Here is a 21,628-nt window from a genome sequence, read left to right as displayed (position 1 = left end):
GCAGGTCTAAAAGGCTGTCTGAAAATAGCCTGACAGCACGTCCAATTTCAAGGAGCGGCACTTGCCACGTGCCGCGGGATGCGGTGTAAAGGAAGAACGTGACATTTCCCAAGCCGTGACTTTGGCAAGTCACACTCCTTGCGCGGGACTTTTCAGACCGCCTCTAAGAATCGAACGGATCAATGAGCCACGAGGCTATCGCGGAGATTCCGCACGTGGTCATGGGTGGTCTTCACTTCAGCGAATTGCTTTTCCACGGTGGCTCGCACGTTGGCGGGCAGATCTGGATCGTCCATCACCTTGCGATAAGCCGCCACAGCCACGTCCTCGCCGCGTTCACACTCGGCCAGCACGGCATGTTCGTCCTTGCTCATCAAGGCCGCTTTGAGGTTGATCCAACCCCGATGGACAGCCCCGGCGACGGAGCCGCTGTTGGCAGGATCCGACTCGCCCAGGCTCTGGACCAGCGATTGCAGTTCCCCGGCAAAGCGGCTGCGCTGGAGCGAGTATTCGCTGAACAGCTTCTTCAGCCGAGAATCCGTGATGTCTTCAGCGGCGGCGCGAAAGCCTGCCTGACCGTCTTTGAGGGTTTCGATGAGGTTATTGAGGGTAGAGATCGTGCTCATAGGTAACCTCTCATCGCGACACCTGCGGCCCATGCGTGGGTCAAATCAATTGAGATGGCTCTTCTCAGGGTTGTGAGGCCACGTGCAAAGCCTGATACTGAGAGGCTTAGTCCACGGTGGCGAGATGTTGGTGGGTGGGAATGAGGAGTTCGTTGACGGGCAGGGCGATTTCGCGTTAGAGCAAGGCATCGTCAAAACCCCAGCGGCGGCATCGTGCCGACTGGCTGCGTAAAAGAGGCGGCCCAATAAAGACCAGCTAGGCATATGGACAGGGCTCGCAACTGGCATAGACGGTGCAGCCTTCCAGAGAGAAGTGGCCGATGACACAGCAGGCGCGGCGGATAGCCACCATCTCGGCATGGGCGGTGGGGCGTTGGTGGAGGACTCTATCAAGCACTGGACTTGATTGTTCATTTCAGCGGTCGTGAAATTCGAGATACATCATCATTTTGTCGATCATCTCAGGCATACAGCTAGTGGCGCGTCGAAGATGATCGTCTCTTCTTTTTATCGCCTCATTTCTTTGTTCACCTGCCTTCATGATGGATTTTCCGGTTTCATCATGCAGCGTTTGGGCAGTGAGCACTGCTTGGAATAAATGTTCCGAAACTTCTAACGACAGAGAATTCACATCGGGGCCAAAGAAGGATTGTATCCGCGGTTTAAGGTCGCCAAAGTCACGGGAGAGTGTGCGATAGTCTTCGACGACAGCTATAGCACCTGCTTTAAAAAACATCTCTTGGATCTTGTCACGGATCGTCAGTCTTTCCGGTAGCAGCTTAAGCGCAAGTTCGCGTTTTTGAAGCTGCAACTGCCCCCGAGTGATCCACCATCCAGCCACACCCAGGATCACCGTGCTGATGAATTGGAGTATTAGACCAGCCAAGTCTGTGAAGGCACTTACGCAATCGTTCATAAGGTTTAATTTCTATGCCTATCGGATCACTGTTTTAAATTTTTGCCAAAGTAGCAGCGATAGATAAACCAAGAAAGCACCCTCCCAAAGCCTGATTTACTAGACGTTTGGCTAGGCAAACGCTGAATAGAAAATATCTGAAAACGCAATAACGGCATGTTGAGTTTGAGTGCTAGCGAACTCGCGCCTGAATCTCTTCCGTGGCCTGAATACGAAGGGGAGAAAGCAAAAAGCCCCGCGAGAGCGAGGCTTTTGGAGTGGCTACCCCGTAAGGATTCGAACCTTAAATAAGAGATCCAAAATCTCCTGTGTTACCATTACACCACGGGGTAGAAAAGGTGAGGGTCGTGAGAATAACGCTCTATTCTCATCGCGCAACTGCTGGATGCATTTTTTGCGATGAGGCAGCGTGTTTTTTGACTCGGGTGGTCAGTCTTTGCCGATCAGGTCGTTTTTGCTCGCCCGGGTTTCTGCGGCGATGACCCCACTGAGGGCGATGAGGGCGATCAAGTTCGGAATGGCCATGAGACCGTTGAAGGCATCGGAGAAATCCCAGACGAAGCCCAGCGGCATCACGGAGCCGACCAGCACGGCGGCGACCCAGAGCAGGCGGTAGGGCAGCACGGCGCGGGTGCCCAGGAGATACTCGGCGGCTTTCTCGCCATAGTAGCTCCAGCCGAGGATGGTGGAGAACACGAAGGTGATGAGGCCGAACATGAGGATGTAGGGGCCGTAGGTGTGCAGCTCGCCAAAGGCGGCCTGGGTAAGCTCCACTTTACTGAGGCCTTCTTTCCAGTGACCGCTGCTGACGATGACCAGCCCGGTCATGGCGCAGACCACGACGGTATCCCAGAAGGTGCCGGTGGAGGAGACGAGTGCCTGGCGGACGGGGGTCTTGGTTTGTGCGGCGGCGGCGACGATGGGGGCGCTGCCGAGCCCGGATTCATTGGAGAAAAGGCCGCGGGCAATGCCGTAGCGCATGGCTTCTTTCATGCCGGCACCGATGAATCCGCCGATGGCGGCCTGGCCAGTGAATGCGGAGGAGAAGATGAGGGAGACGGTCTCGGGGATGACGCTGAAGTTTTTGATCAGGATGCACGCACAGCCGATGACATAGAGGATGGCCATGAAGGGCACTAAAACGCTGCAGACCTTGGCGATGCTCTTCACGCCGCCGAGGATGACGGCGGCGGTGAGGACGGTCATGAGACCACCTGCCGTCCAGGCGATGGTTTCTTTATTCACTGCTGGCAGCAGTGTCTGGAGGTGACCGACCACGGAGTTGGCCTGGGACATGCAGCCAATGCCAAAACCGGCGATGCAGGTGAAGATGGCGAAGATGATGCCCAGCCATTTCATGTTCAGTCCGCGCTCCAAGGCATACATCGGCCCACCGGCGTAGCTGCCATTGGGCATCTGGACGCGGTATTTCACGGCGAGAAGAGCCTCCCCGTATTTGGTGGCGATGCCAAAGACACCGGTCAGCCACATCCACAGCACAGCCCCAGGGCCGCCTGCGGCCACCGCACCCGCCACGCCGACGATGTTGCCGGTGCCGATGGTGGCCGCCAGGGCGGTCATGAGGGCACCGAATTGGGACACATCACCGGCGCTGGTGTCATCCTTGGTGATGGAGAGCTTGATGCCTCGCCCCAGGTATCTCTGGATGAATCCGGTGCGGAAGGTGAGGAACAGATGCGTGCCAAAAAGCAACACAATGAGCGGGGTGCCCCAAACGAATCCAGCGAAGTCGGCGGCGATTTTAGAGATATCCATGCGGGTGTCTTAGTTAGCGGGGAAGCATGGAGTAAGCCAAGAGGAAAAACTGCAGGTGGGAAATTTGGTCCAACCGAAACCGGTCTTTCATTCCAATTTCACCCGCCGGAATCCTGGCTTACGGACGTATCCTCTTTCTTGGCCCCCCAACCAACCCCTGTCTGTCTTGAAAACCACCCTCCGCGTCTTTTCCTACCTCCGCCGTTATCCGTTGATGGCCTCGGCCCAGCTCTTCTGTGCCATCACAGGCACGCTCATGGTGGTGGTCTTCCCCGCGGTGACGCGTGAGGTGCTGGATGTGGTGGTGCCCCAGGGCCAGTGGGATCGCCTCACGCCACTCGTGCTGATGGCCGCAGGGGCCTACTTTGCCCAGCACTTCTTCAATAGCCTGCGCATTCTGCTGAACAATACCTTCGAGCAAAAGGTGATCTATGACCTGCGTAGCGATCTCTACGAGCGGCTGCAAACGCTGCCGCTTCGGTGGTTCGATAATCGGCCCACGGGCGACATCATGACCACGGTGGGGGAGGATATCCCCAATGTGGAGCGGGTTCTCATCGATGGCATTGAGCAAGGCCTCGTCGCTGTCATCCAGATCGCGGTGGTGGGAGTTTTCATGTTTCAGGCGGATGCCACGCTCGCGCTGTGGGCTCTGGTGCCCATTCCATTTCTCATCGCTGGGGCTCTCGGCTACACCCGCACCTCGCGGGAAAGGCACCGGGCCGTGCGCCGGGCCAGCAGCGGGATGAACAGCCTGCTCCACGATAACGTGGCGGGGATGCGCCAGATCAAGGCCTACGCCATGGAGCGTGAGGAGCATGGCCGCTTCAATGGGGCGAGTGCGGCTCTGAAAACAGCCACCCTGCATGTGATGCGCATCTGGGCCGTTTATCGGCCGGGTATGCATTTCCTCACCAGCGTGGGCATGGTCCTGGTGCTGTGGGTGGGGGCTAAAGGCCTCATGGAGGGCCGGATTGAGAAGGGGGACCTCGCCGCCTTCCTGCTGCTGTTGAAATACTTCTACGACCCCATCGAGCAACTGCATCAGCTCAACCAGATCATTCAGAGCGGTCGAGCGGCTGGAGAGCGCGTGTTTGAGATCCTAGATGCCGAACCCGAGGCTGACACCGGGGAAGGGATCGTCCTGAAAGACATCCAGGGCCATGTGCGCTATGAGAATGTCGGTTTCAGCTACGGGGGTAAAATCCCCACCGTGCATGGCATCCATCTGGAGGCTAAACCCGGCCAAACCATCGCGCTCGTAGGCCCCACGGGCACCGGGAAATCCACGCTGATCAATCTCCTGACCCGCTTTTACGAATACGATGAGGGCGTCATCACCATCGATGGCGTGCCTGTGCATGAGATGAACAAGGCCTGGCTGCGGGGCCGCATCGGCTACGTCACCCAAGAGAGCTTCATGTTCAATGGCACCGTGCGGGAGAACTTGCTCATCGGTAAACGGGATGCCAGCGAAGATGAGCTCTGGAAGGTGCTGGCCGATGCCAATGCGGATGCCTTCGTGCGCCGCCTGGACAAAGGGCTGGACACCCGCGTGGGTGAGCGGGGGGTGAAACTGAGCGTGGGGGAAAAACAGCGTTTGTCGATTGCCCGCGCCCTCTTGCGCAATCCGCCCATCCTCTTGCTGGATGAAGCGACTGCGAGTGTCGATACCGAGACGGAACGGCAGATCCAAGCGGCGCTGGATCGCTTGATGATGAATCGGACCAGCTTCGTGATTGCCCATCGTCTGAGCACGGTCCGGCATGCCGATATCATCTACGTGTTAGAGCGGGGGGCAATCGTTGAGAAAGGCTCTCATGAAGAGCTCGTGGCAAATGACGGACTCTATGCCCGCTTGTGCCGCACTTCTTGGATTTGATGTCGGGTCATCCTACTTAGGTTTAGGAAAATTTGTCTCTCCTTTACAAAATTGTTCCAAAGTTAAGTGGACTTTTTGCACGACAACGTCTTCATTCCCAGGCGCTCACATCATGGCGGGACTCATCTTCATCACACTCGTAGGCCTCCTAGCCCTGTTAGCTCTTGCTATCAGCACAAGACGTCCACGTCCACGTGGCGGATGGAAGCACAAGAAGTAGTCAGAATTTCTGTAATCGAGCGTCAGTGTAGGCGCCGCTGACGTCCGGACGCTGGATGATGGAGGCATGATCTTCAATCCATTGTGCTTGCCCGCTTGTCTTGTCTTCGGGACTCGCCAGACTTGGCGCTGTGAACCCCGTCACCCCAGCCCATGCGGACTCACTCCGCGCCTTGCTCTCTCCAGATCGTGTCTTGACCTCAGATGAGGATATCTTGCCTTATAGCTTCGATGGCACGGCGGCGCTGAAGGTGAAGCCTGGGGCGGTCGTCTTCCCCAAGACCTCGGAGGAGGTGGCCGCCTGTGTGAAGCTGGCGCGTGAGGCGGACATCCCCGTGGTGACCCGTGGCTCGGGCACCGGCCTCAGCGGCGGCAGCGTGCCCATCCTGGGTTGTCTCGTGATCTGCCTCACGCAGATGGACCAGATCCTGGAACTGGATGAGAAAAACCTCACGCTGAAAGCCCAGTGCGGGGTCATCACCAAAGAGATCGATGATCTCGCGGCCAAATCCGGCCTGTTCTATCCGCCAGACCCCGGCAGCATGAAGATCAGCACCATCGGCGGCAATGTGGCCGAGAACAGCGGTGGCTTGCGCGGGCTGAAGTATGGTGTGACCCGTGACTACGTGATGGGTGTGCAGGTGGTGCTGCCGGATGGTACCCTGACCTGGCTGGGCAACAAGTGCGTGAAGGATGTGGCGGGCTACTCCATGAAGGACCTCTTTATCGGCAGTGAAGGCACGCTTGGCATCATCACGGAGGTGCTCATCAAGCTGCTGCCGCGTCCACAGTCCCGCAAGACGCTGCTGGCGCTGTATGATCGCATGGAAGCCGCTGCGGAAACCATCAGCGCCATCATCGCGGCCAAGATCATCCCCTGCACCCTGGAGTTTCTGGATCGCACCACCGTGCAGTGTGTGGAGGACTATGCCAAAATCGGCCTACCCACGGATGTGGAAGCGCTGGTGCTCATGGAGACGGATGGCCACCCGGCTGTGGTCCGTGAAGAGGCCGAACAAATGATGCAACTGGCCCGTGCCCATGGTGCGCGGGATGTGCTGGTGGCCGCTGATGAGGCTGAAGGTGCACGCCTGGCCTCAGCGCGGCGCAATGCCTTCTCCGCGCTCGCTCGGGTGATGCCCACGACGATTTTGGAAGACGTCACGGTGCCACGCACGGAGTTGGCCCACATGGTCGGTTTCATCCGTGCCTGTGCCGAGCGGCATCAGGTGCGTGTGGGCACCTTCGGTCACTTGGGTGATGGCAATCTGCACCCCACTTTCCTGACCAATGAGCGGGACCATGAGGAGATGCATCGCGTGGAGGCTGCGCTGGAGGAGATCGTCAATGAAACTCTGCGCCTCGGCGGAACCGTGACCGGTGAGCATGGCGTGGGACTGGCCAAGAAAGCCTTCGTGCGCCGTCAGCTCGGTGAGGGCAGCTATGAGCTCATGCGCAGCATCAAACGCGCTCTCGATCCCCAGAGCCTGCTGAATCCAGGGAAGATTTTTGATCTGTGATGGCCACCTTCATCACTGCTGCTGAAACAGCCTGTGCCCTGGGAGATACCCTGGAGGCCAGCCTAACCAAATGGAGAGAAGGGAGGAGCGGCCTCACTTTGTCCGAGGGGCTGCTGGCGGGTCGCATTGCCGATCGTCGTCTGCTCAAAGGTCGCCGCTATGGCGCTGCCTCGAATGTAGCGGTGAAAGTCGCGCAGCGAGCTGTGGAAAAGGCAGGCTGGACAGAGGAGCAAACACGCAGTGCCTGGATCTTTGCCGCGAGCAGTCGAGGGCAAGCAGGAGAACTGCTGGGCACGAATGCCTGGCGCCGTCCCTCCAAGCGATTCAGCGCCAGCAATACCCTGCACAGTGAGATCGCCGCAGCGGTCAGCATCGAGCTCGGCATTCGCGGTCCGTGGCAGATGATCTCCAATGGCTGCTCCGCCGGTCTGGATGCGCTTGGGTTGGCTCATATGGCCCTGACCTCCGGCATGGCTCCACGAGTTCTCGTGGTGGCCGTGGACTTGCCTCTGGTGCCAGAGTTGCTGAAGGATTTCCAAGATACCCGACTCCTGGCCTCCAAGACGCTCTATGACCCTTTATCTCCCCAGACAGCAGGTTTCCATGCGGGAGAGGCGGCGGTGGCCCTGACGCTGGAGTCTGAAGGGCAGGGCAGGGGGCCATGCATGACCCGCTATGCCGCCAATAGCGATGCCTACGACTCCTTAGTCATCCCGGAGGATGGCGGCAGCCTGGCGGAGTTGCTGGCGGGCTTTGAGGTGCCAGATTTGATTTGCCCGCATGCGACGGGCACGGCCAATCACGCCGTGGCTGAAATCAATGCCCTGCATCGGTGCTATCCTGATGTGCCCCCGCTGCTCCTGCTGAAGCCTTACACCGGCCATACGCTGGGCGCGAGTGGCCTGCTGGATGTGGCCCTGATCAGCGAGGGCCTGCGCCAGGGGAACCTGCCAGGAAACCTGCCGGATCTCAGCCACCCGACAGGCATCTCCCTTGATATGCCTGCCAATCCACGCCGCGTGCTGAAAATCGCTTCTGGGATGGGAGGCCACAATGCGGCCGTGATGCTGGAGGGGAGGTCTTAAGCAGTGTTCAGTGTTCAGTGTTCAGTCGCAAGGTGGTCATTTTGACTGAATACTGAAAACCGTTTACTGAAAACTGGATTGACGCTTCAACCTCCCTGCATTCATCTCCTCCTGTGACCCAATCGCCTGATAAACTCCGCCAACTCCTGGATGCCGCCGGAGTGGTGCGCTGCTTGGATGAAATCGCGGCAGCCATCGATGAACGATGGAAAAACGAATCCCGCATTGCCCTCGTCGGCGTCTATCGCCGAGGGGTGCCCTTTGCCCGCGCTCTGGCGGAACGATTAATCGCTCGCGGTCGGGAGGTGGATTTCGGGAAGATCGACATCACGCAGTATCGGGATGACCTTCAGACCATGACCGTGGTGCCCAAGCTCGAAGGTTCGGACCTCGATTTCGATCTCGAAGACGCGGTGGTCATCCTTTGCGACGAAGTCATCTACACCGGGCGCACCTCCCGTGCTGCCCTGGAGGAGCTGCTGGACTTTGGACGTCCGCGCTGTGTGCAGTTCGCGGTGCTGGTGGATCGTGCCGGACGTGAGCTGCCTTATCAGCCGGACTATGCCGGTCTCCGAGTGGACCTCCCATCTGAAGAGCGCGTGAGTGTGCGCTTCGTGGATGGTGATGGCTATGATGAAGTATTTGTTAGACCTTGGCCTGTGAAGTGACAAAAAGCATGAGCATGATTCCGCGTAAAGACCTCCTGGACATCGCCTCGTTGACGAATGAGGAAATCGAGTTCGTTCTGGCCAATGCCGTCCCTTTCAAAGACCTCTTCAAACGCAGTGTGAAGAAGGTGCCTACCCTGAAAGGTCAGACCGTGCTGACACTCTTTTATGAGCCCAGCACGCGCACTCGTTCCTCGTTTGAAGTGGCGGCCAATCGTCTCTCCGCCGACGTCACACACTTCGATATCGAATCTTCCAGCGTGGTGAAAGGCGAGTCGGTGCTCGATACCGTAGAGACCCTGGAGTCCATGCGCGTGGATTACATCGTCGTGCGTCACAAGCAGTCGGGCATTCCGGGTTTCATTGCCAAGAACACCCGCGCCAGTGTCATCAATGCCGGAGATGGCTGGCATGCTCACCCCACTCAAGCTCTGCTGGATGCCTTCACCCTGCGCGAGAAGTTCAAAGATCTGCGGGGTGCTCGGGCCCTCATCGTGGGCGATATCCAGCACAGCCGTGTGGCTCGTAGCACCAGCCTCATCTTCCGCCGGCTCGGCATGCATGTGGCCTATCTGGCTCCAGGCTCCATCATGCCGCGTGAGACGCCTCCCGAGATCCCCCGCTTTGGCAATTGGGATGATGCCTTCGCTTGGAAGCCGGATGTGATCTATCTTCTCCGTGTGCAGAGTGAGCGTATGGATGAGCCCTTCTTCCCCAGTGCCAGTGAGTATCACAAGAACTATGGCCTAACCGATGCTCGGGTGGAAGTGTTGAAGGAACGTGGTCTTTGGCTCATGCATCCGGGGCCGGTGAATCGCGGTGTCGAGATTACGGATCAAGGGATGAATTATGAGAAGAGCCTGATTAACCAACAGGTTGAAAACGGCATCGCCGTCCGGATGAGCGTACTCTACTGGCTGAAGCCGGGCGCTATCGAATCCTAATGGGTGATGAATAGCATCTTTGGTTAGTCTGATCGTTGAATCGGCTAACCAAAGAAGTGTTCAAAAGGAGTGGGTGATGTGAATAACTGATACGTGCCCAACTCGAAGTGTGGATGTATGAAAATTAGCGTGTTGACATCTCGGTGAAGTCGGGCACCATACGCGTCCCTTTTGCGGCCCCCGCTGCTGAAGCGTGACCTAACAACCCAACTACGATTTGACACGATCCACCCTTCTTTGTCTGATTGCCGTGTGCGCTCAGTCTCTCGCTCTCGCTAATGAAGTGAAGCTCTCGGCCACCCAGCAGGCAGACACAACAGGTCAGATCCTTTACGGTATTCGCACCACGGCTTACACTCACAGTGAGTCGGACCACATCAAGTATGGCGGACGCACGGCGGCAGGCACGTCTTTGCGTTATGGCCAGGTCCGCAGTGCAGCCGCCGATTGGTCCGTCTATCCCGTCGGCACGGTCTTCCAGATCGAAGGTGACGCTTCGCTCTATGTGGTGGATGACTACGGCTCCGCTTTGGTGGGCACCCGCACGATCGATCTCTACAAGCCTAGCACTTCTTCCATGAACTCCTGGGGGGTGCGCAAGGTGAACATCAAGATCCTCAAGTGGGGATCGTTCTCCAAGAGCTTGGCGATCCTGAAGCCGCGCCAGTCCAAGGCCTCGCATGTTCGCCAAATGGTGACGCGTTTGCAGGGGCGTCCGGCGTGACCTAACAGGAAGTGTATTTTGAATGAAGCGGCGGTGCCTTTAGCGGGCATCGCCGCTTTTTGTCCTGTCAGGAGGGGTCGTCGCTGAAGATGTCTTCGATCTTCACTTGAAAGAGGCGGGCGAGCTTGAAGGCCAGAGGCAAGCTGGGGTCATAACGCTCTTTTTCGATGGAGTTGATCGTCTGGCGGCTAACCTCCAGCAGTTTGCCCAATTGCTCCTGGGAATAACCATGTTTCTCGCGGAAATCACGGAGGTGGTTTTTCATTGATACCTCCTGGCTGAGATGACGGAACCGATGCCGTAGTAGAACCACATGAGGTAGAAGGCCCATTCCGCGCGGAATTCCACGCCGCCCATATCGCGGATGAAGAGGTAGCTGAAGCAGGTGAAGCCGGTGGCGATCCCCGAGAAGGCGAGGGCCTCCATCAGAATCTTGCGCCACATCTCGTCTAGACTTGTGAGGGCTTCGAGAATGGTTTTGGCCATGTAGATGAGTGGCAAGACGGGGAGTGCTACCAACCAGTATTGACCGGACAGGCCACCGCTGGATAGACGATTCATAACGATGAGGCCCCCTCCATAAGCAAGGAGGGCTAGGACCATTTTAAGGGAGTATTGGGTGCGTGAAAGCATGGCGATCGATATGTAAAGCACGCTTTACATGTGTCAAGCTTGCTTTACATTAAGACGAAAAAAATCCCACAAGCCGGAACCTGTGGGAGTGAAATCAATCGTTTTGGGAAGCGGTGATCACTTCTGCTTCGACTCGTAACCGGCCACCGGCTTGCCGCTGTCGTCCAGCTTGCCACAGGACCAGAGGAGGCCACGGGCGACGAGATCGAGGAACACGGGATCGCTCATGGTTTCATTGCCATGGCCCATGGTGGTGCCGAAGACCTTGCCCTTGCCGTAGGTGTTGACCCAGATCAGATAGTGATCCTTTTGGGTGTCTTCGCCAAAGGCCTTGGCCAGCGGCACGAAGTTTTCCCAGAGCTTGTCGTTCTTGTAGAGTTCATCCTTTTTGTCCAGCCATTCAGCGGGGAAGCCCTTCATGACAGGGTGCTCTGGAGCGATGTTTTTCACCAGTAGATCGCGGTTTTTCTCATGGCTCATGGAGGTCTGGCCCAGGCACTTGCGCCATTCATCCGTGGTGGCGGCCCGGTAGCTGTGGGTGGAGCAATGCAGCATCACGCCAGGCACGCCGTCCTGGTGAGCTTTGGCGATGCGGTTGATGAATTCGTTATCGGTCACACCGCCGAAGCACTCATTGTGCAGCACCACATCATAACCTTTGGCCCAGTCTTCTTTTTCGTAGATGCTGATTTTGTGGGTCTTGTCCTTTTTACCGTCAGGACCTTCTTCGTGGATGATGGTAAACTCCACATTGGCGCGGGCGCTCAGGCCTTCAGCCAGGATCATCTTTTGATTTTCATAATCATGGCAGCAGCCGCCGGTGATCATGAGCACCTTGAGGGGAGGGGCGGAGGCTGGATCAGCCGCCAGAACGAAGACCGCTGCCGAAGCGAGGGCCAGGAGAGGAAGGAGGATGGCTTTCATGGTGGGGAAAGTGGGAAGAGATAAACGCCGAGAAACGGCACATCTTGGGCGAATTTGGCCAGGTGGAACAAGCTTACTCAGCAGAGGGCTCAGTGGTCGGCACTGCGGCACTGGCGGGAGTTGGCTCGGCTGGCTTGCGGGCGAGGCGCGCGGCATAGAAGCCATCGTGACCCGTTTCGGCAGGATTGATCTTCAATTCCTCCTCCAGGGTCCATTCGGCCCCATGGGCGGCGAGGAACTTTTGCACCTGCTGTTCGTTCTCGCTCGGCAGGATGGAGCACGTGGCATACACCAGCTTACCACCGGGTTTCACAATGGCGCTGTAGCGGGTGAGAATGTCTTGCTGCTCGATGATCAGGCGATCGATCTCGGCATCACTGAGCTTCCACTTCGCGTCGGGATTCCGCCGCAGCACGCCCATGCCGGAGCATGGGACATCGAGGAGAAGTCGATCTGCATAGTTCGTTAGACGCTTCAAAGTCTTGGTGCCTTCGATTAGGCGTGTTTCCGCCACATCCACACCCGCACGCCCTGCGCGCTTGCGCAGCTCATTGAGCTTCCAATCATGAACGTCGAGGGCGATGATCTTGCCTTTGTTCTGCATGAGTGCCGCCAGATGCAGAGTCTTGCCACCGGCTCCTGCACAGGCATCCACCACCTTCATCCCAGGCTCCACCTGGAGGAAAGGGGCCACGCGCTGAGACGACGCATCCTGCACCTCAAACAGACCTTCTTTGAAAGCGGCCATGCCAAAGACGTGATAGCGCTGCTTCATGTGCAGAACGCTGGGGATGTCCTGGATGGTTTCGGTAATGAAACCTTCCTGGGCCAGGCGGGTCTTCAGGCTGCGGCGATCGGTCTTCAGGGTGTTGACGCGAATGAAAACTTCCGCCGGTTGATTCAGGGTGGCGCGGATGGCGATCCAGGCTTGGCCTAACTCTCGATTCAACCGTGCCTCCATCCAATCAGGAACGGAAGCCTGAATCGCGGGAGAGACTTCTTGCTTGGAGCGCTCGATAATGGCTCCCCGGCGCACATGCACCACTTCATCGAAGAAGGGTAACTCATGGCCGGCCATGATCCAGTAAGCGCACCAGACATACCAGAGGCGTTCTTCGGTGATGGCTTCCGGTTGATTGTGCTCCGCATCTGGCAGCCCGGCCAGGTGCCAATACCAGCGCCAGTGCCGCACCACTTCATAGACGGACTCGGCAAACAAACGGCGGTCCCGGCTACCCCACTTGGGATGTTTTTTGAAAGCGAACTCCACCACCTTATCGGCATAACGGCGGTCCACGAAAATGTCCCGCAGGGAGCGGATGATCTGAGCGATGAGGTGGTAGTGAAGTTTCACAGGCGGAAAGAACCCCCTCGTTCGTCTCGGAAGCGGGAAAGTGCAAGCCCAGGTGAGGCGGAGGGGCAAGCATCCCTAAATGCTGATGGAGAAAGGTGAGATCTGATTTTGACGGTTTTTTGACGACGGGGGTCAAAAGGGGGAGATTTGAGCCTGACCTGCTCAGTTGATCTGGAAAACCCTGATCCCTGATCCTTGATTCACGATGGAAGAGTTACTTGAAGCGATTGTAAGCGCCGTCTTGGCCTCGTTGGTTTTGGCCGTGATGGCGACTTGGTATGGGTTGAAATTTCTGGGTCTCGCAGGCCTAGCGACTTTCAGCCCACGTTATCGGCAGAAGCTGAGAGAGGGTTGGAAGGAATCGAAGGTAATGATGATCACTGGCGTGGGGTTGTATTTCACAGGGCTAACTTGGGCTGGACTGTTCTGGTGGGATATGAGTCAGCCATCAGCGACTGAGGCCCTTCCTGTGGCCGTCGAGAATCTACCTCTGACCGATGTGGAACTCGCGGAACTGCGTCTGACAAGGACAATACCAGAGCTGATGGAAAAAGCCCGCGAACTGGGGGAGCGAATGCGGAAAGAGGGTCGCTTGCCCGTTAATCTTGAGGCGGGAGTATCTCCAGAGTCGCATGAACAGGAACCGTAAGGGTGGGCTCACTCGCCAAGAAAAAAACCACACCTCAAAGGAGGTGTGGTTTTTTAGTGTCTAACAAACGATAGTTTGTGGATCAACCTCACTTCACGGGCAGCCACTGCACCGCGTCAATGATGACATGGCCTTTCGTGCCTTGGTTGCTGATCTCCACCCAGCCGGATTGACCTGCTTCGAAGGTGTAGGTGCCCACGGGCTGAAAGCCGTGTTTGCCGCTGGGGAGCTTCGTTTGATTCACCAGCACGGTGTCCTGGCCGGAGGCGTGGTGGATGATCACGGGGACCTCGGTCGCGCGATTGCTCAGAGCGCTGTAGGAGATGAGCACTTCATACTTGCCTGCCGAGAGCTCGGGGGTGAAGCGGGCGCGCTGCTCGCCTTTGTGCTCGTTATTGTCATGGCGATAACCATCCTCGACAAAGCCCGGGGTGGTGTGGCCTTCTTTGTCGAAGCCGGTCAGGCTCGCCTGCATGTCATCCACCACGATGCCGGGCAGATCTTTTTTGATGAAGCGGGATACTTCCGGGATCGGCGGGGATTCGAAGTCCAGGACCTGACCATCGGCCAGCAGGCGGGCCTTCAGCTTCTCGTAGTCGATGCCCTGCACGGTGCTGCCTTGCTCGATGGCCTGCACGGCGGCGGTGGCGGCGCTCTGACCCAGCACCATGAAGACTGGCTCCATGCGGATGCTACCGTAGGAGATGTGGCTGGCGCTCAGGCAGATGGGCACCAGGAGATTGCTGCACTGGTCCGCCTTGGGCCGGATGCTGCGGTAGCTGATGGGGTAGGGGCGGCTGCGCACCTGCACATCGCCTTCATTGCGCACGAAGCCTTCCTTCGTGACGTAACGCTGGATGTTGTGAGAGTCCATGTTGTAGGCCCCCATGCCGACGCTGTCTTCCACGATCTCAGTGCGCTTGCAGTTCTTTTCCGTCATCACGTAGTCGGCGATCATGCGGCGGGCCTCACGCACGTAGAGCTGGCGGGGCCAGTGGCCGTTGTCGGCAAATTCATCCTTGGCCAGACCCAGCTTCTGGAAGGCAGCGCGGATGTTTTCCGGCACGCGTGGGTGGTGGGCATAGGTCCACATGAGACCTTTTTGCCAATCTTCATGAGCTTTCCAGATCTTCGCGCGAGTTTCGTAGTCCGCCTCGGGGTAGTCCCAGTTTGCGCCGATGAAGTCGGTGCTGATGGCGAAGTTGTTGTTCGTATCCGTCTTGCGGTTCGGCATCCAGGAGGGCGCCCAGGAGATGCGGGAGTCTCCGGCTTCCACGTTACGCAGAGCCAGTTCAAACCACGCTTCGTCATAGTTGGCAGGCTTTTCCCAGTCGAGCTTGTTGTTAGGATCATCCGTGGTGCACATGCGGAAGTTATAGGCCTGCACCTTGCGGTCGCCGCTGAACTCTTCGCCGGGGTCTTTTTCGATCCCTGGCAGCAGACCGCTGCTCGGGTCGCCCGGCTTCACATAGGGGTCCACGTCTTTGATGAACTGGTGGCTGCGGCTGTGGCCCACCTGCACACCGTTGAGCGTCTCTCCATACACGCTGTTGGCCTCACGCCCGACATGATAGCTCACGCCGGCCTTGGCCATGAGATCGCCCTCGTAGGTGGCGTCGATGAACATGGGGCCGGTGAATTCACGCCCGCTCTCCATGATGATCTTGGTGATCTTCGCGCCCTCCTTCACCACGCCTTTGTTCAAGTCCAGGCGCTCACCTTTGACGACGGTCACCTGATCGCCAGCTTCCTTGAGCATGGCGTCGTAGATCTCCGTGGCGGCATGGGGTTCGAAGGTCCACATGGTGTCTTCGCTGCCGGTGTTGCCATGCGGCTTGCGGGAGAAATAGGCCTCCCGGGTCTCCTGCTTCCACTTCGTGGCATCGTTGTAGTATTTGAAGATGTTGGCGTAGAACTCCCGCGACATGCCGCCGATGGCCTTCTTATTGCCAATGTCCGTGGCACCGAGGCCACCTGTGGTCAGGCCGCCGAGGAATTGAGTCGGCTCGATGAGGATGGCGGTTTTGCCCATGCGGGCCGTCTGGATGGCCGCCGTGATACCGCCGGAGGAGCCGCCGTAGATGATCACATCAGCAGAATCCGCCGCCGACAGCAGCGCGGGGAAGAGGAGGCAAGAAGCTAAAAAAGTACGCGTCATGTTGGACAGATAAGGGCGGAGTGAGATGGCGGATTCTTTCAACGAAGTGGCTTATCCAGGCGTGAAAGGGGGCGTTTTCCGGTGGGGCAAATTCGCCAAATTCGCCAAATTCGCAGGCGGAACGTCGGGCGGGTTGGTCCGGCTAGGAATACAGTTTTCTCTTTTAGACTTTGTTGCCGGATAACCCGCCTTTGCGATAGATGGTGTTAGGTCTATCAGGGGCGCAGACCTTGCCGCCTTCGCCCACAGGCGGGTTATTCTGCAACCGGATCCCATAGACTAGCAACCTCGCCAGCCGAACAAACCCGCCCTGCGGCTCGGGGCAAATTCGCCAAATTCGCCAAATTCGCAGGCGGAACGTCGGGCGGGTTGGTCCGGCTAGGAATACAGCTTTCTCTTTTAGACTTTGTTGCCGGGTAACTCGCCTTTGCGATGGATAGGGTTAGGTCCATCAGGGGCGCAGACCTTGCCGCCTTCGCCCCACAGGCGGGTTATTCTGCAACCGGATCCCATAGACTAGCAACCTCGCCAGCCGGACAAACCCGCCCTGCGACTCGGGGCAAATTCGCCAAATTCGCCAAATTCGCACCGTGATGTCACGCAGCGACCCCTTTTCACCTCAGCGCAGGCGTACGATTTTCCCTTTCGAGCCTTCGATGTTTTCCACGACGATCTGCGCGTCCAGCTCTCGGAGGGCGAGATTGATCTCGGCCTTGCGGGCATGACCGCCAAAGAGCGCATGCACTTGGCTGAGGGTGAGTGGTCCTCCCTGGAGAGCCTCATGGATACGGACGGACTTTGGGTTGGCCGCGATATCGGCAAAAATGAACGCGGCGCTGCGGCAGCAGTAGTGCCAGAGGGAAAGCGCCGCCTCCAGGTGGGCACAGCCGATGGTGGAGCAGCGGTCTAGAAGGGCGAAGAGGAGTGCCAGACGCATGACCTGGGCTTCCCCTCGGGAGAGGATTTCCCCGAGCTGCCCTGGGGGTTCTTCACTCAGCTCCTCATAGATCTCCGCCCAGAGCTGGCGGGCAGCGGGATCACGCTCCAGTTGACCTCGGTAGCGTGCGGAGATGACGGCGGTATTGAGGTCCACCACGGGGTCGTAGAGGTCAGGTAAACCACCCCCTTCAGGCAGGAGGCGTTCACGATCAGCAAACACCCACAGACAGCGATTGGCCAGCCCATTGCTGATCTCCACACTGGCTAACAAACGATGCAACTCGGGTAGGGTGATGTGGCCGATGAGACTGATGTGGGCATCCTCCACCTCAATGGGGTCCTTACGCCTCAGCACGGCGATACGCGTGCCGTCCCAGGCCTGACGCAGGATGACGGAGACGGTGTTGCCCTCCCGCTTCATGCATTGCAGCACTTGGCCAAACTCACCTTCGAAGAGCAGCAGTCGTTTGTCGGCATCATTCTTGAAGGATTCGATGAGTCCTTCCCCGGAGACGAGTCCGGACTTCACCTGGGCAGTGAGCCAAGGTTCATCCAGGTCTAACAAGACGTTGCGAACTCGCGACCACGAGGTGCCCTTGCGCGCTTTGGCGGTGCGTCCGCAGATGACGGCGAAGAGATTGGCCTGATGGCGTGCCCCATCTGCCATGAACCACGCCCCAGGGCCGATGAGGCTGCCCAGCCCCACCAACAGTTGCACATACATGGCCGCAGGGTCCGCCTCGGTGATCGGAGCCAGACGCCGGATGACTTCTCCTGCAGGGCCATAGAGTGCCTCCAGCGACAGCCGGGGGCGCTGAGGGGCGGCGAAGTGTTGAGGCTGCGAATTTGGCGAATTTGATGAATTTGCCTCCTCGTCGGGCACATAAACGGTGATGCGGGACTCCGGTGTGAGCTGCGAATTTGGCGAATTTGATGAATTTGCCTGCATGGGTGGTGTCGAGTCCTGGCGAGGGTATTGATGTTCGGCCAGTTGAGCGATGAGATGGGTGATGTCAGCCATAGGAGGGTGGGGTGATCAGGGCAGGGTGGGGGTGGAGGGGCCGCCGCTGGCGCGGCTCTCGATGAAGTGACGTAGGCTGGGGAAGTGGATGAGGCGGGTGCCTTTGCTTTGGCCGTCTTCCTTCAGGGAGGAGAAGCGGAGGTGACCTCGGTTCATGAGGTCGTAGAGTTTGGCTTTGGTGAGGCGACTGTAGTCGCAGGCCTCTTTGACTCGCAGCCACTCGGGCTGCCCGGCTGTTGTGGATGTGTTCGCATCTTTCATGCGATGAGGACCGGGTGAATCTCCAGGAAAAGACGCAACCGCTTTTTTCAGGGAGGTCACGGAGGTGGCTCAGGCAGGTGAGGCTAATGCCTTGATGAATAAGGCGTTAGACCATCTCGAAAAAGACTGATTTTTTTAGCCCGACTTGAGTGGATCACTCCCCGGCTGGGGCGATGGGATTAACCAAGGGTTTGTCAAGGAATGAAGCGCGGGGGCTCAAGCTTTTCACTCGGTCGTGGTTCGGGACTCGAGTGAAAAAGAATCTGATTCCAAATTAAGTGTCACAGGGATAGTGATTTGGGGTATTACCCAGAACTGTCTGAACCTTAATCTAAATAAAGCTATGACACAGGAAGAAATCCAAGGCAAAGCTAAAGCGATCGCGACGCAATTGATCAACGACGTTTGGGATCAGTCTGACAAACCGGATTTTAACATGAACACCCCTGAAGGGGCGGTCGCGGCGATCAAAAAGAACATTGGAGATTTCGCTCCCCAGGCGAACAAGAACATCGTGGACAAAAGCACCTTGCTGAAAGCGATCGATAAAGAGTTGGATCTCCAGGTCGGATCTCAGCTTTTGATGCAAACCAATGATCCCGCTGATGACATGCGGCGCGGTCAGGCTGCGGCGCAACTTAAAGAAGGGATTAAAAAGACCCGGGATGGGCTGATGCAGGAATTTCAGCATCAACAACAGCGAGGCCACGATATCGGCATGGGTTCCCAACGCCGTTGAGGTGGATGGTGGGGGAGTGGGCTGCTCTTGATGCCCCGCACGCACGCAGTGGGTGGTGGGGCAGCCTAGGCGAGATCACGTGCCAAGACACTTCATGCACTCGCGGGCGGATTGGCTCTTGCTCTGGCACCGACTCGAGTCCTCAGTCGTAGAAGTCTAGGCGTGTGGCTCGCCCTTCCCCCTTCATGAACGTTTTCCCCCTCATCGTTCGCTACGGCACCATTGCGGTGGCTGTGTTTGGCGTGTTCAGCATGACTCAGGTGCTGAACCAGATCAAAGCGCAGGAGCAGCCCATCCCGCCGCCGCCAGTGGCACCCCCGCTGAAGCCTGAGGGCACGCGGCTGGCGGCCACGGGCATCATTGAGGCTCGGGATGAGAATGTGGCCATCGGGACCCCCATCGCAGGGCTGGTGACGAAGGTGATGGTGAACGTCAATGAGAAGGTGAAAGGGGGGCAGCCGCTGATGCAACTGGATGACCGGGAGCTGCAGGCTCAGCTCATCAAGGCCCAGGCCGAGATCGCGGTGAATCAGGCCCAGCTCGACATCGCTCTGGCGGAGCGGGAGAAGGTGCAGGATAACCTGGACCGGCTGAAATCATTGTCGGACCAACGGGCGATCAGTCAGGACGATCTGCGCAACCGGGCCAATGATCTGAAGGTGGCTCAAGCGCAGGTGGGCTCCGCCGAGGCGCTGCTGGCGGCGGCACAGGCGAATGTGAAGCAGATTCAGCTCTTGATCGAGCGGCTGACCATCCTCGCCCCCCGGGCGGGCACGGTTCTCCAGGTGAACATCCGGGCCGGGGAGTATGCCTCCATCCAAAACCGTCTGGCGGCGATGATTCTCGGAGATCTGGACAAGCTGCAAATCCGCGCGGATGTGGATGAGCAGAACGCCGTGCGGGTGAGACCGGGGGAGGACGCCACGGCCTATGTGAAAGGAGACGCGGTGAATGGCATCCCGGTGAAGTTTGTGCGCATCGAGCCGTTTGTGATCCCTAAACAGAGTCTCACGGGAGCCAGCACCGAACGGGTGGATACCCGCGTGCTGCAGGTGATCTATGAACTGACGGTGCCTGCCGGGATGAATCTCTACGTGGGCCAGCAGGTGGATGTGATGATTGGCGGCAAGTGAAAGTGAATGCAACGCTTGAGGTCAGGGCTCCGCCGAGGGGCGATGCCGCCTCTGCCTCCGTCTTGAAATCGTTCGGATCGCTAAGGCGCTCGGTGTCACCGGCCAAGGGCTGATACCCAACTGATGAAATCATGAGTCAAATTCATGGGCAAGATCGAGTCCGCTTCTCACTCTAGCTCTTGCACTGCGCGAAAGGTGAGTTGGGGGCGTGAGAGTCCTGTTTCTACCCTCTCATTTTATGAGGGCCTCAGACATCAGCGCGGCCTGAAGGGCCGCAGGATTCAGCCCAGGCCGCAAGGCCTGGAAACCCGACGATCAGGGCTGATCCGCCACGTCGCGCTCTGAAGGAGCGCGGGAACGGGCGGCACGTCTTCACCTCCCATTCACTCTCCCGCGACCCTTCAGGCCGCGACCTTTGAGATGTCGGTCTCTTCCCACGCACCCAGGGCTTGCTTCGCTTCGTCCTTGTATATCCATTTGGTTTCTTTCTTTGCAGAGGTTCTGCATAAGTTGAAAACCGGTTTGGCGAAGGCGGGCGGCCGCCCGCCTTCGCCAAGCAGGAGAGAGGCCCCTTCGCCCTTGAACCCCTTGCGGGAGTTCGCAGCCCAGCTTGGCCCTCTTCTGCTTCATCGGTCTGAGATCGAACAGTTGCCTGAACCTCACACGGCGTTTTCGCGCTTTGCGAGAGTTCGTATCCACAAGGTTGATCCAACCCCTCACCAACTCCTTCCATTTAATCCATGTGCCCCGATCCTGTCTACCTCGGCGTTGATGTCTCCAAAGACTCTCTCGAAGTTGCCTTCCTCTCCCAAAATCACTCCTTTCCAAACACTCCCTGCGGCGTGCGCAAGCTGCGCAACCTCATCGCCAAACACCCTCGCTCTGTGCAGGTCATTTGCGAAGCCACCGGCGGCTATGAGCGCCTCATGGTCCAAGCTCTTCACGAAGGCAAAATTCCCCTCAGCCTCGTCAATCCACGCCTGCCCCGTGACTTCGCCCGCGCTCAAAACCGCCTGGCCAAGACCGACCGCATCGATGCCTCCATCCTTGCTGCTTATGGCTCCGCCCTCAAGCCTGCGACCACTCCACCCGCAGATCCCGCCACTGCCCGTCTGGCCCTGCTGGTGGCCCAGCGCGACAGCCTCGTTGAGGAGCGCGCCCGCTATAAAACCCGCCTGCGTCAACATGCCGACCTTTGGTTGGCGGCCCAGATCAGACGCCTCATGACCAACTTGAACCTGGAAATCGTCAAACTCGAAACCTTGATGCGCGAAGTCGCCGCTGAAAACGCCGCACTTCAGGCCAGGTCACAACGGCTGGATGAAGCGGCTGGCATCGACTGGCGCAGCGCCCTGTGCCTGTGCGCCCACATGCCCGAACTCGGCTCCCTCAAACGCGAGCAGGCCGCGGCACTTGCAGGCCTAGCACCGTTCAACCGCGACAGCGGCCAGTGGCGG

At 58.1% G+C, this 21,628-nt stretch carries 21 protein-coding genes and 1 tRNA gene; 10 read left to right on the top strand and 12 right to left on the bottom strand.

The annotated features are described in order from the left end of the window. Nucleotides 1–179: 179 nt before the first annotated feature. From B5D61_RS24375 to B5D61_RS24355, 5 genes are all read right to left on the bottom strand, one after another. Entirely contained in the window at nt 180–626 is a 447-nt protein-coding gene (locus B5D61_RS24375) for a PA2169 family four-helix-bundle protein (RefSeq protein WP_078816035.1), read from the bottom strand. Nucleotides 627–882: 256 nt separating this feature from the next. Further along, complete coding sequence (locus tag B5D61_RS24370; protein ID WP_078816034.1) at nt 883–978, bottom strand: hypothetical protein; 96 nt, start codon at nt 976–978, stop codon at nt 883–885. 63 nt (nt 979–1,041) lie between these two features. After that, on the bottom strand, nt 1,042–1,542 hold the full coding sequence (locus tag B5D61_RS24365) for a hypothetical protein (protein WP_078816033.1): 501 nt from the start codon (nt 1,540–1,542) through the stop codon (nt 1,042–1,044). Nucleotides 1,543–1,800: 258 nt separating this feature from the next. Next, nucleotides 1,801–1,874: transfer RNA gene (locus B5D61_RS24360), tRNA-Gln, on the bottom strand. Nucleotides 1,875–1,971: 97 nt separating this feature from the next. After that, entirely contained in the window at nt 1,972–3,318 is a 1,347-nt protein-coding gene (locus B5D61_RS24355; RefSeq protein ID WP_078816032.1) for an alanine/glycine:cation symporter family protein, read from the bottom strand. 166 nt (nt 3,319–3,484) lie between these two features. On the opposite strand from B5D61_RS24355, the gene B5D61_RS24350 reads away from it, so the two are divergent. The 6 genes from B5D61_RS24350 (at nt 3,485) to B5D61_RS24325 (ending at nt 10,360) form a co-directional block, all read left to right on the top strand. Then, nucleotides 3,485–5,200 carry an ABC transporter ATP-binding protein gene (locus B5D61_RS24350; protein ID WP_078816063.1) on the top strand — a complete coding sequence of 572 codons (1,716 nt, stop codon included), beginning with the start codon at nt 3,485–3,487 and terminating at the stop codon, nt 5,198–5,200. A 320-nt stretch (nt 5,201–5,520) separates the two neighbouring features. Further along, a complete protein-coding gene (locus B5D61_RS24345) occupies nt 5,521–6,939 on the top strand; it encodes an FAD-binding oxidoreductase (RefSeq protein WP_078816031.1) in 1,419 nt (472 codons plus the stop codon). Next, entirely contained in the window at nt 6,939–8,024 is a 1,086-nt protein-coding gene (locus tag B5D61_RS24340) for a beta-ketoacyl synthase N-terminal-like domain-containing protein (protein WP_078816030.1), read from the top strand. Before B5D61_RS24345 ends, B5D61_RS24340 begins: the two co-directional genes overlap by 1 nt. 113 nt (nt 8,025–8,137) lie before the next feature. Beyond that, nucleotides 8,138–8,692, top strand: coding sequence for a bifunctional pyr operon transcriptional regulator/uracil phosphoribosyltransferase PyrR (pyrR, locus tag B5D61_RS24335; RefSeq protein WP_078816029.1), 555 nt, complete (start codon nt 8,138–8,140; stop codon nt 8,690–8,692). 8 nt (nt 8,693–8,700) lie between these two features. Continuing rightward, the gene (locus tag B5D61_RS24330) at nt 8,701–9,636 is read left to right on the top strand and encodes an aspartate carbamoyltransferase catalytic subunit (protein ID WP_245846599.1); all 936 of its coding nucleotides are present in this window, start codon (nt 8,701–8,703) and stop codon (nt 9,634–9,636) included. 217 nt (nt 9,637–9,853) lie between these two features. Beyond that, on the top strand, nt 9,854–10,360 hold the full coding sequence (locus tag B5D61_RS24325; RefSeq protein ID WP_078816028.1) for a 3D domain-containing protein: 507 nt from the start codon (nt 9,854–9,856) through the stop codon (nt 10,358–10,360). A gap of 67 nt (nt 10,361–10,427) precedes the next feature. Here the strand turns inward: B5D61_RS24325 and B5D61_RS24320 are convergent, their stop codons facing one another. The 4 genes from B5D61_RS24320 to B5D61_RS24305 all read right to left on the bottom strand — a co-directional run bounded on the left by B5D61_RS24320 (nt 10,428) and on the right by B5D61_RS24305 (nt 13,271). Then, nucleotides 10,428–10,625, bottom strand: a complete 198-nt coding sequence (locus B5D61_RS24320; protein WP_078816027.1) for a helix-turn-helix transcriptional regulator — start codon at nt 10,623–10,625, stop codon at nt 10,428–10,430. Continuing rightward, nucleotides 10,622–10,993, bottom strand: a complete 372-nt coding sequence (locus tag B5D61_RS24315) for a hypothetical protein (protein WP_078816026.1) — start codon at nt 10,991–10,993, stop codon at nt 10,622–10,624. Before B5D61_RS24315 ends, B5D61_RS24320 begins: the two co-directional genes overlap by 4 nt. A gap of 117 nt (nt 10,994–11,110) precedes the next feature. Next, nucleotides 11,111–11,917 carry a ThuA domain-containing protein gene (locus B5D61_RS24310; RefSeq protein WP_078816025.1) on the bottom strand — a complete coding sequence of 269 codons (807 nt, stop codon included), beginning with the start codon at nt 11,915–11,917 and terminating at the stop codon, nt 11,111–11,113. Nucleotides 11,918–11,990: 73 nt separating this feature from the next. Then, nucleotides 11,991–13,271, bottom strand: coding sequence for an RsmB/NOP family class I SAM-dependent RNA methyltransferase (locus B5D61_RS24305; RefSeq protein ID WP_078816024.1), 1,281 nt, complete (start codon nt 13,269–13,271; stop codon nt 11,991–11,993). Nucleotides 13,272–13,476: 205 nt separating this feature from the next. Here B5D61_RS24305 and B5D61_RS24300 point away from each other — a divergent pair, with 205 nt between their 5' ends. Beyond that, nucleotides 13,477–13,920: a hypothetical protein gene (locus B5D61_RS24300; RefSeq protein WP_078816023.1), complete on the top strand. Its 444-nt coding sequence runs from the start codon at nt 13,477–13,479 to the stop codon at nt 13,918–13,920. Nucleotides 13,921–14,008: 88 nt separating this feature from the next. Here B5D61_RS24300 and B5D61_RS24295 read toward each other — a convergent pair whose 3' ends face one another. From B5D61_RS24295 to B5D61_RS24285, 3 genes are all read right to left on the bottom strand, one after another. Then, nucleotides 14,009–16,078, bottom strand: a complete 2,070-nt coding sequence (locus B5D61_RS24295; RefSeq protein WP_078816061.1) for an FAD-dependent oxidoreductase — start codon at nt 16,076–16,078, stop codon at nt 14,009–14,011. A 619-nt stretch (nt 16,079–16,697) separates the two neighbouring features. Continuing rightward, on the bottom strand, nt 16,698–18,038 hold the full coding sequence (locus B5D61_RS24290) for a DUF3987 domain-containing protein (RefSeq protein WP_078816022.1): 1,341 nt from the start codon (nt 18,036–18,038) through the stop codon (nt 16,698–16,700). A gap of 15 nt (nt 18,039–18,053) precedes the next feature. Then, nucleotides 18,054–18,299: a helix-turn-helix domain-containing protein gene (locus tag B5D61_RS24285; protein WP_139373479.1), complete on the bottom strand. Its 246-nt coding sequence runs from the start codon at nt 18,297–18,299 to the stop codon at nt 18,054–18,056. 235 nt (nt 18,300–18,534) lie between these two features. Here B5D61_RS24285 and B5D61_RS24280 point away from each other — a divergent pair, with 235 nt between their 5' ends. The 3 genes from B5D61_RS24280 to B5D61_RS25955 form a co-directional block, all read left to right on the top strand. Then, entirely contained in the window at nt 18,535–19,038 is a 504-nt protein-coding gene (locus B5D61_RS24280; protein ID WP_139373478.1) for a hypothetical protein, read from the top strand. 185 nt (nt 19,039–19,223) lie between these two features. After that, a complete protein-coding gene (locus B5D61_RS24275) occupies nt 19,224–20,171 on the top strand; it encodes an efflux RND transporter periplasmic adaptor subunit (RefSeq protein WP_078816019.1) in 948 nt (315 codons plus the stop codon). Between the two features lie 740 nt (nt 20,172–20,911). After that, on the top strand, nt 20,912–21,628 hold a 717-nt coding region (locus B5D61_RS25955; protein ID WP_139373362.1), incomplete at its 3' end, for an IS110 family transposase.

Origin of the sequence: Prosthecobacter debontii, assembly GCF_900167535.1 — a bacterium.
GTDB lineage: Bacteria > Verrucomicrobiota > Verrucomicrobiia > Verrucomicrobiales > Verrucomicrobiaceae > Prosthecobacter > Prosthecobacter debontii.
This window is presented reverse-complemented; position numbering and strand designations above follow the sequence as displayed.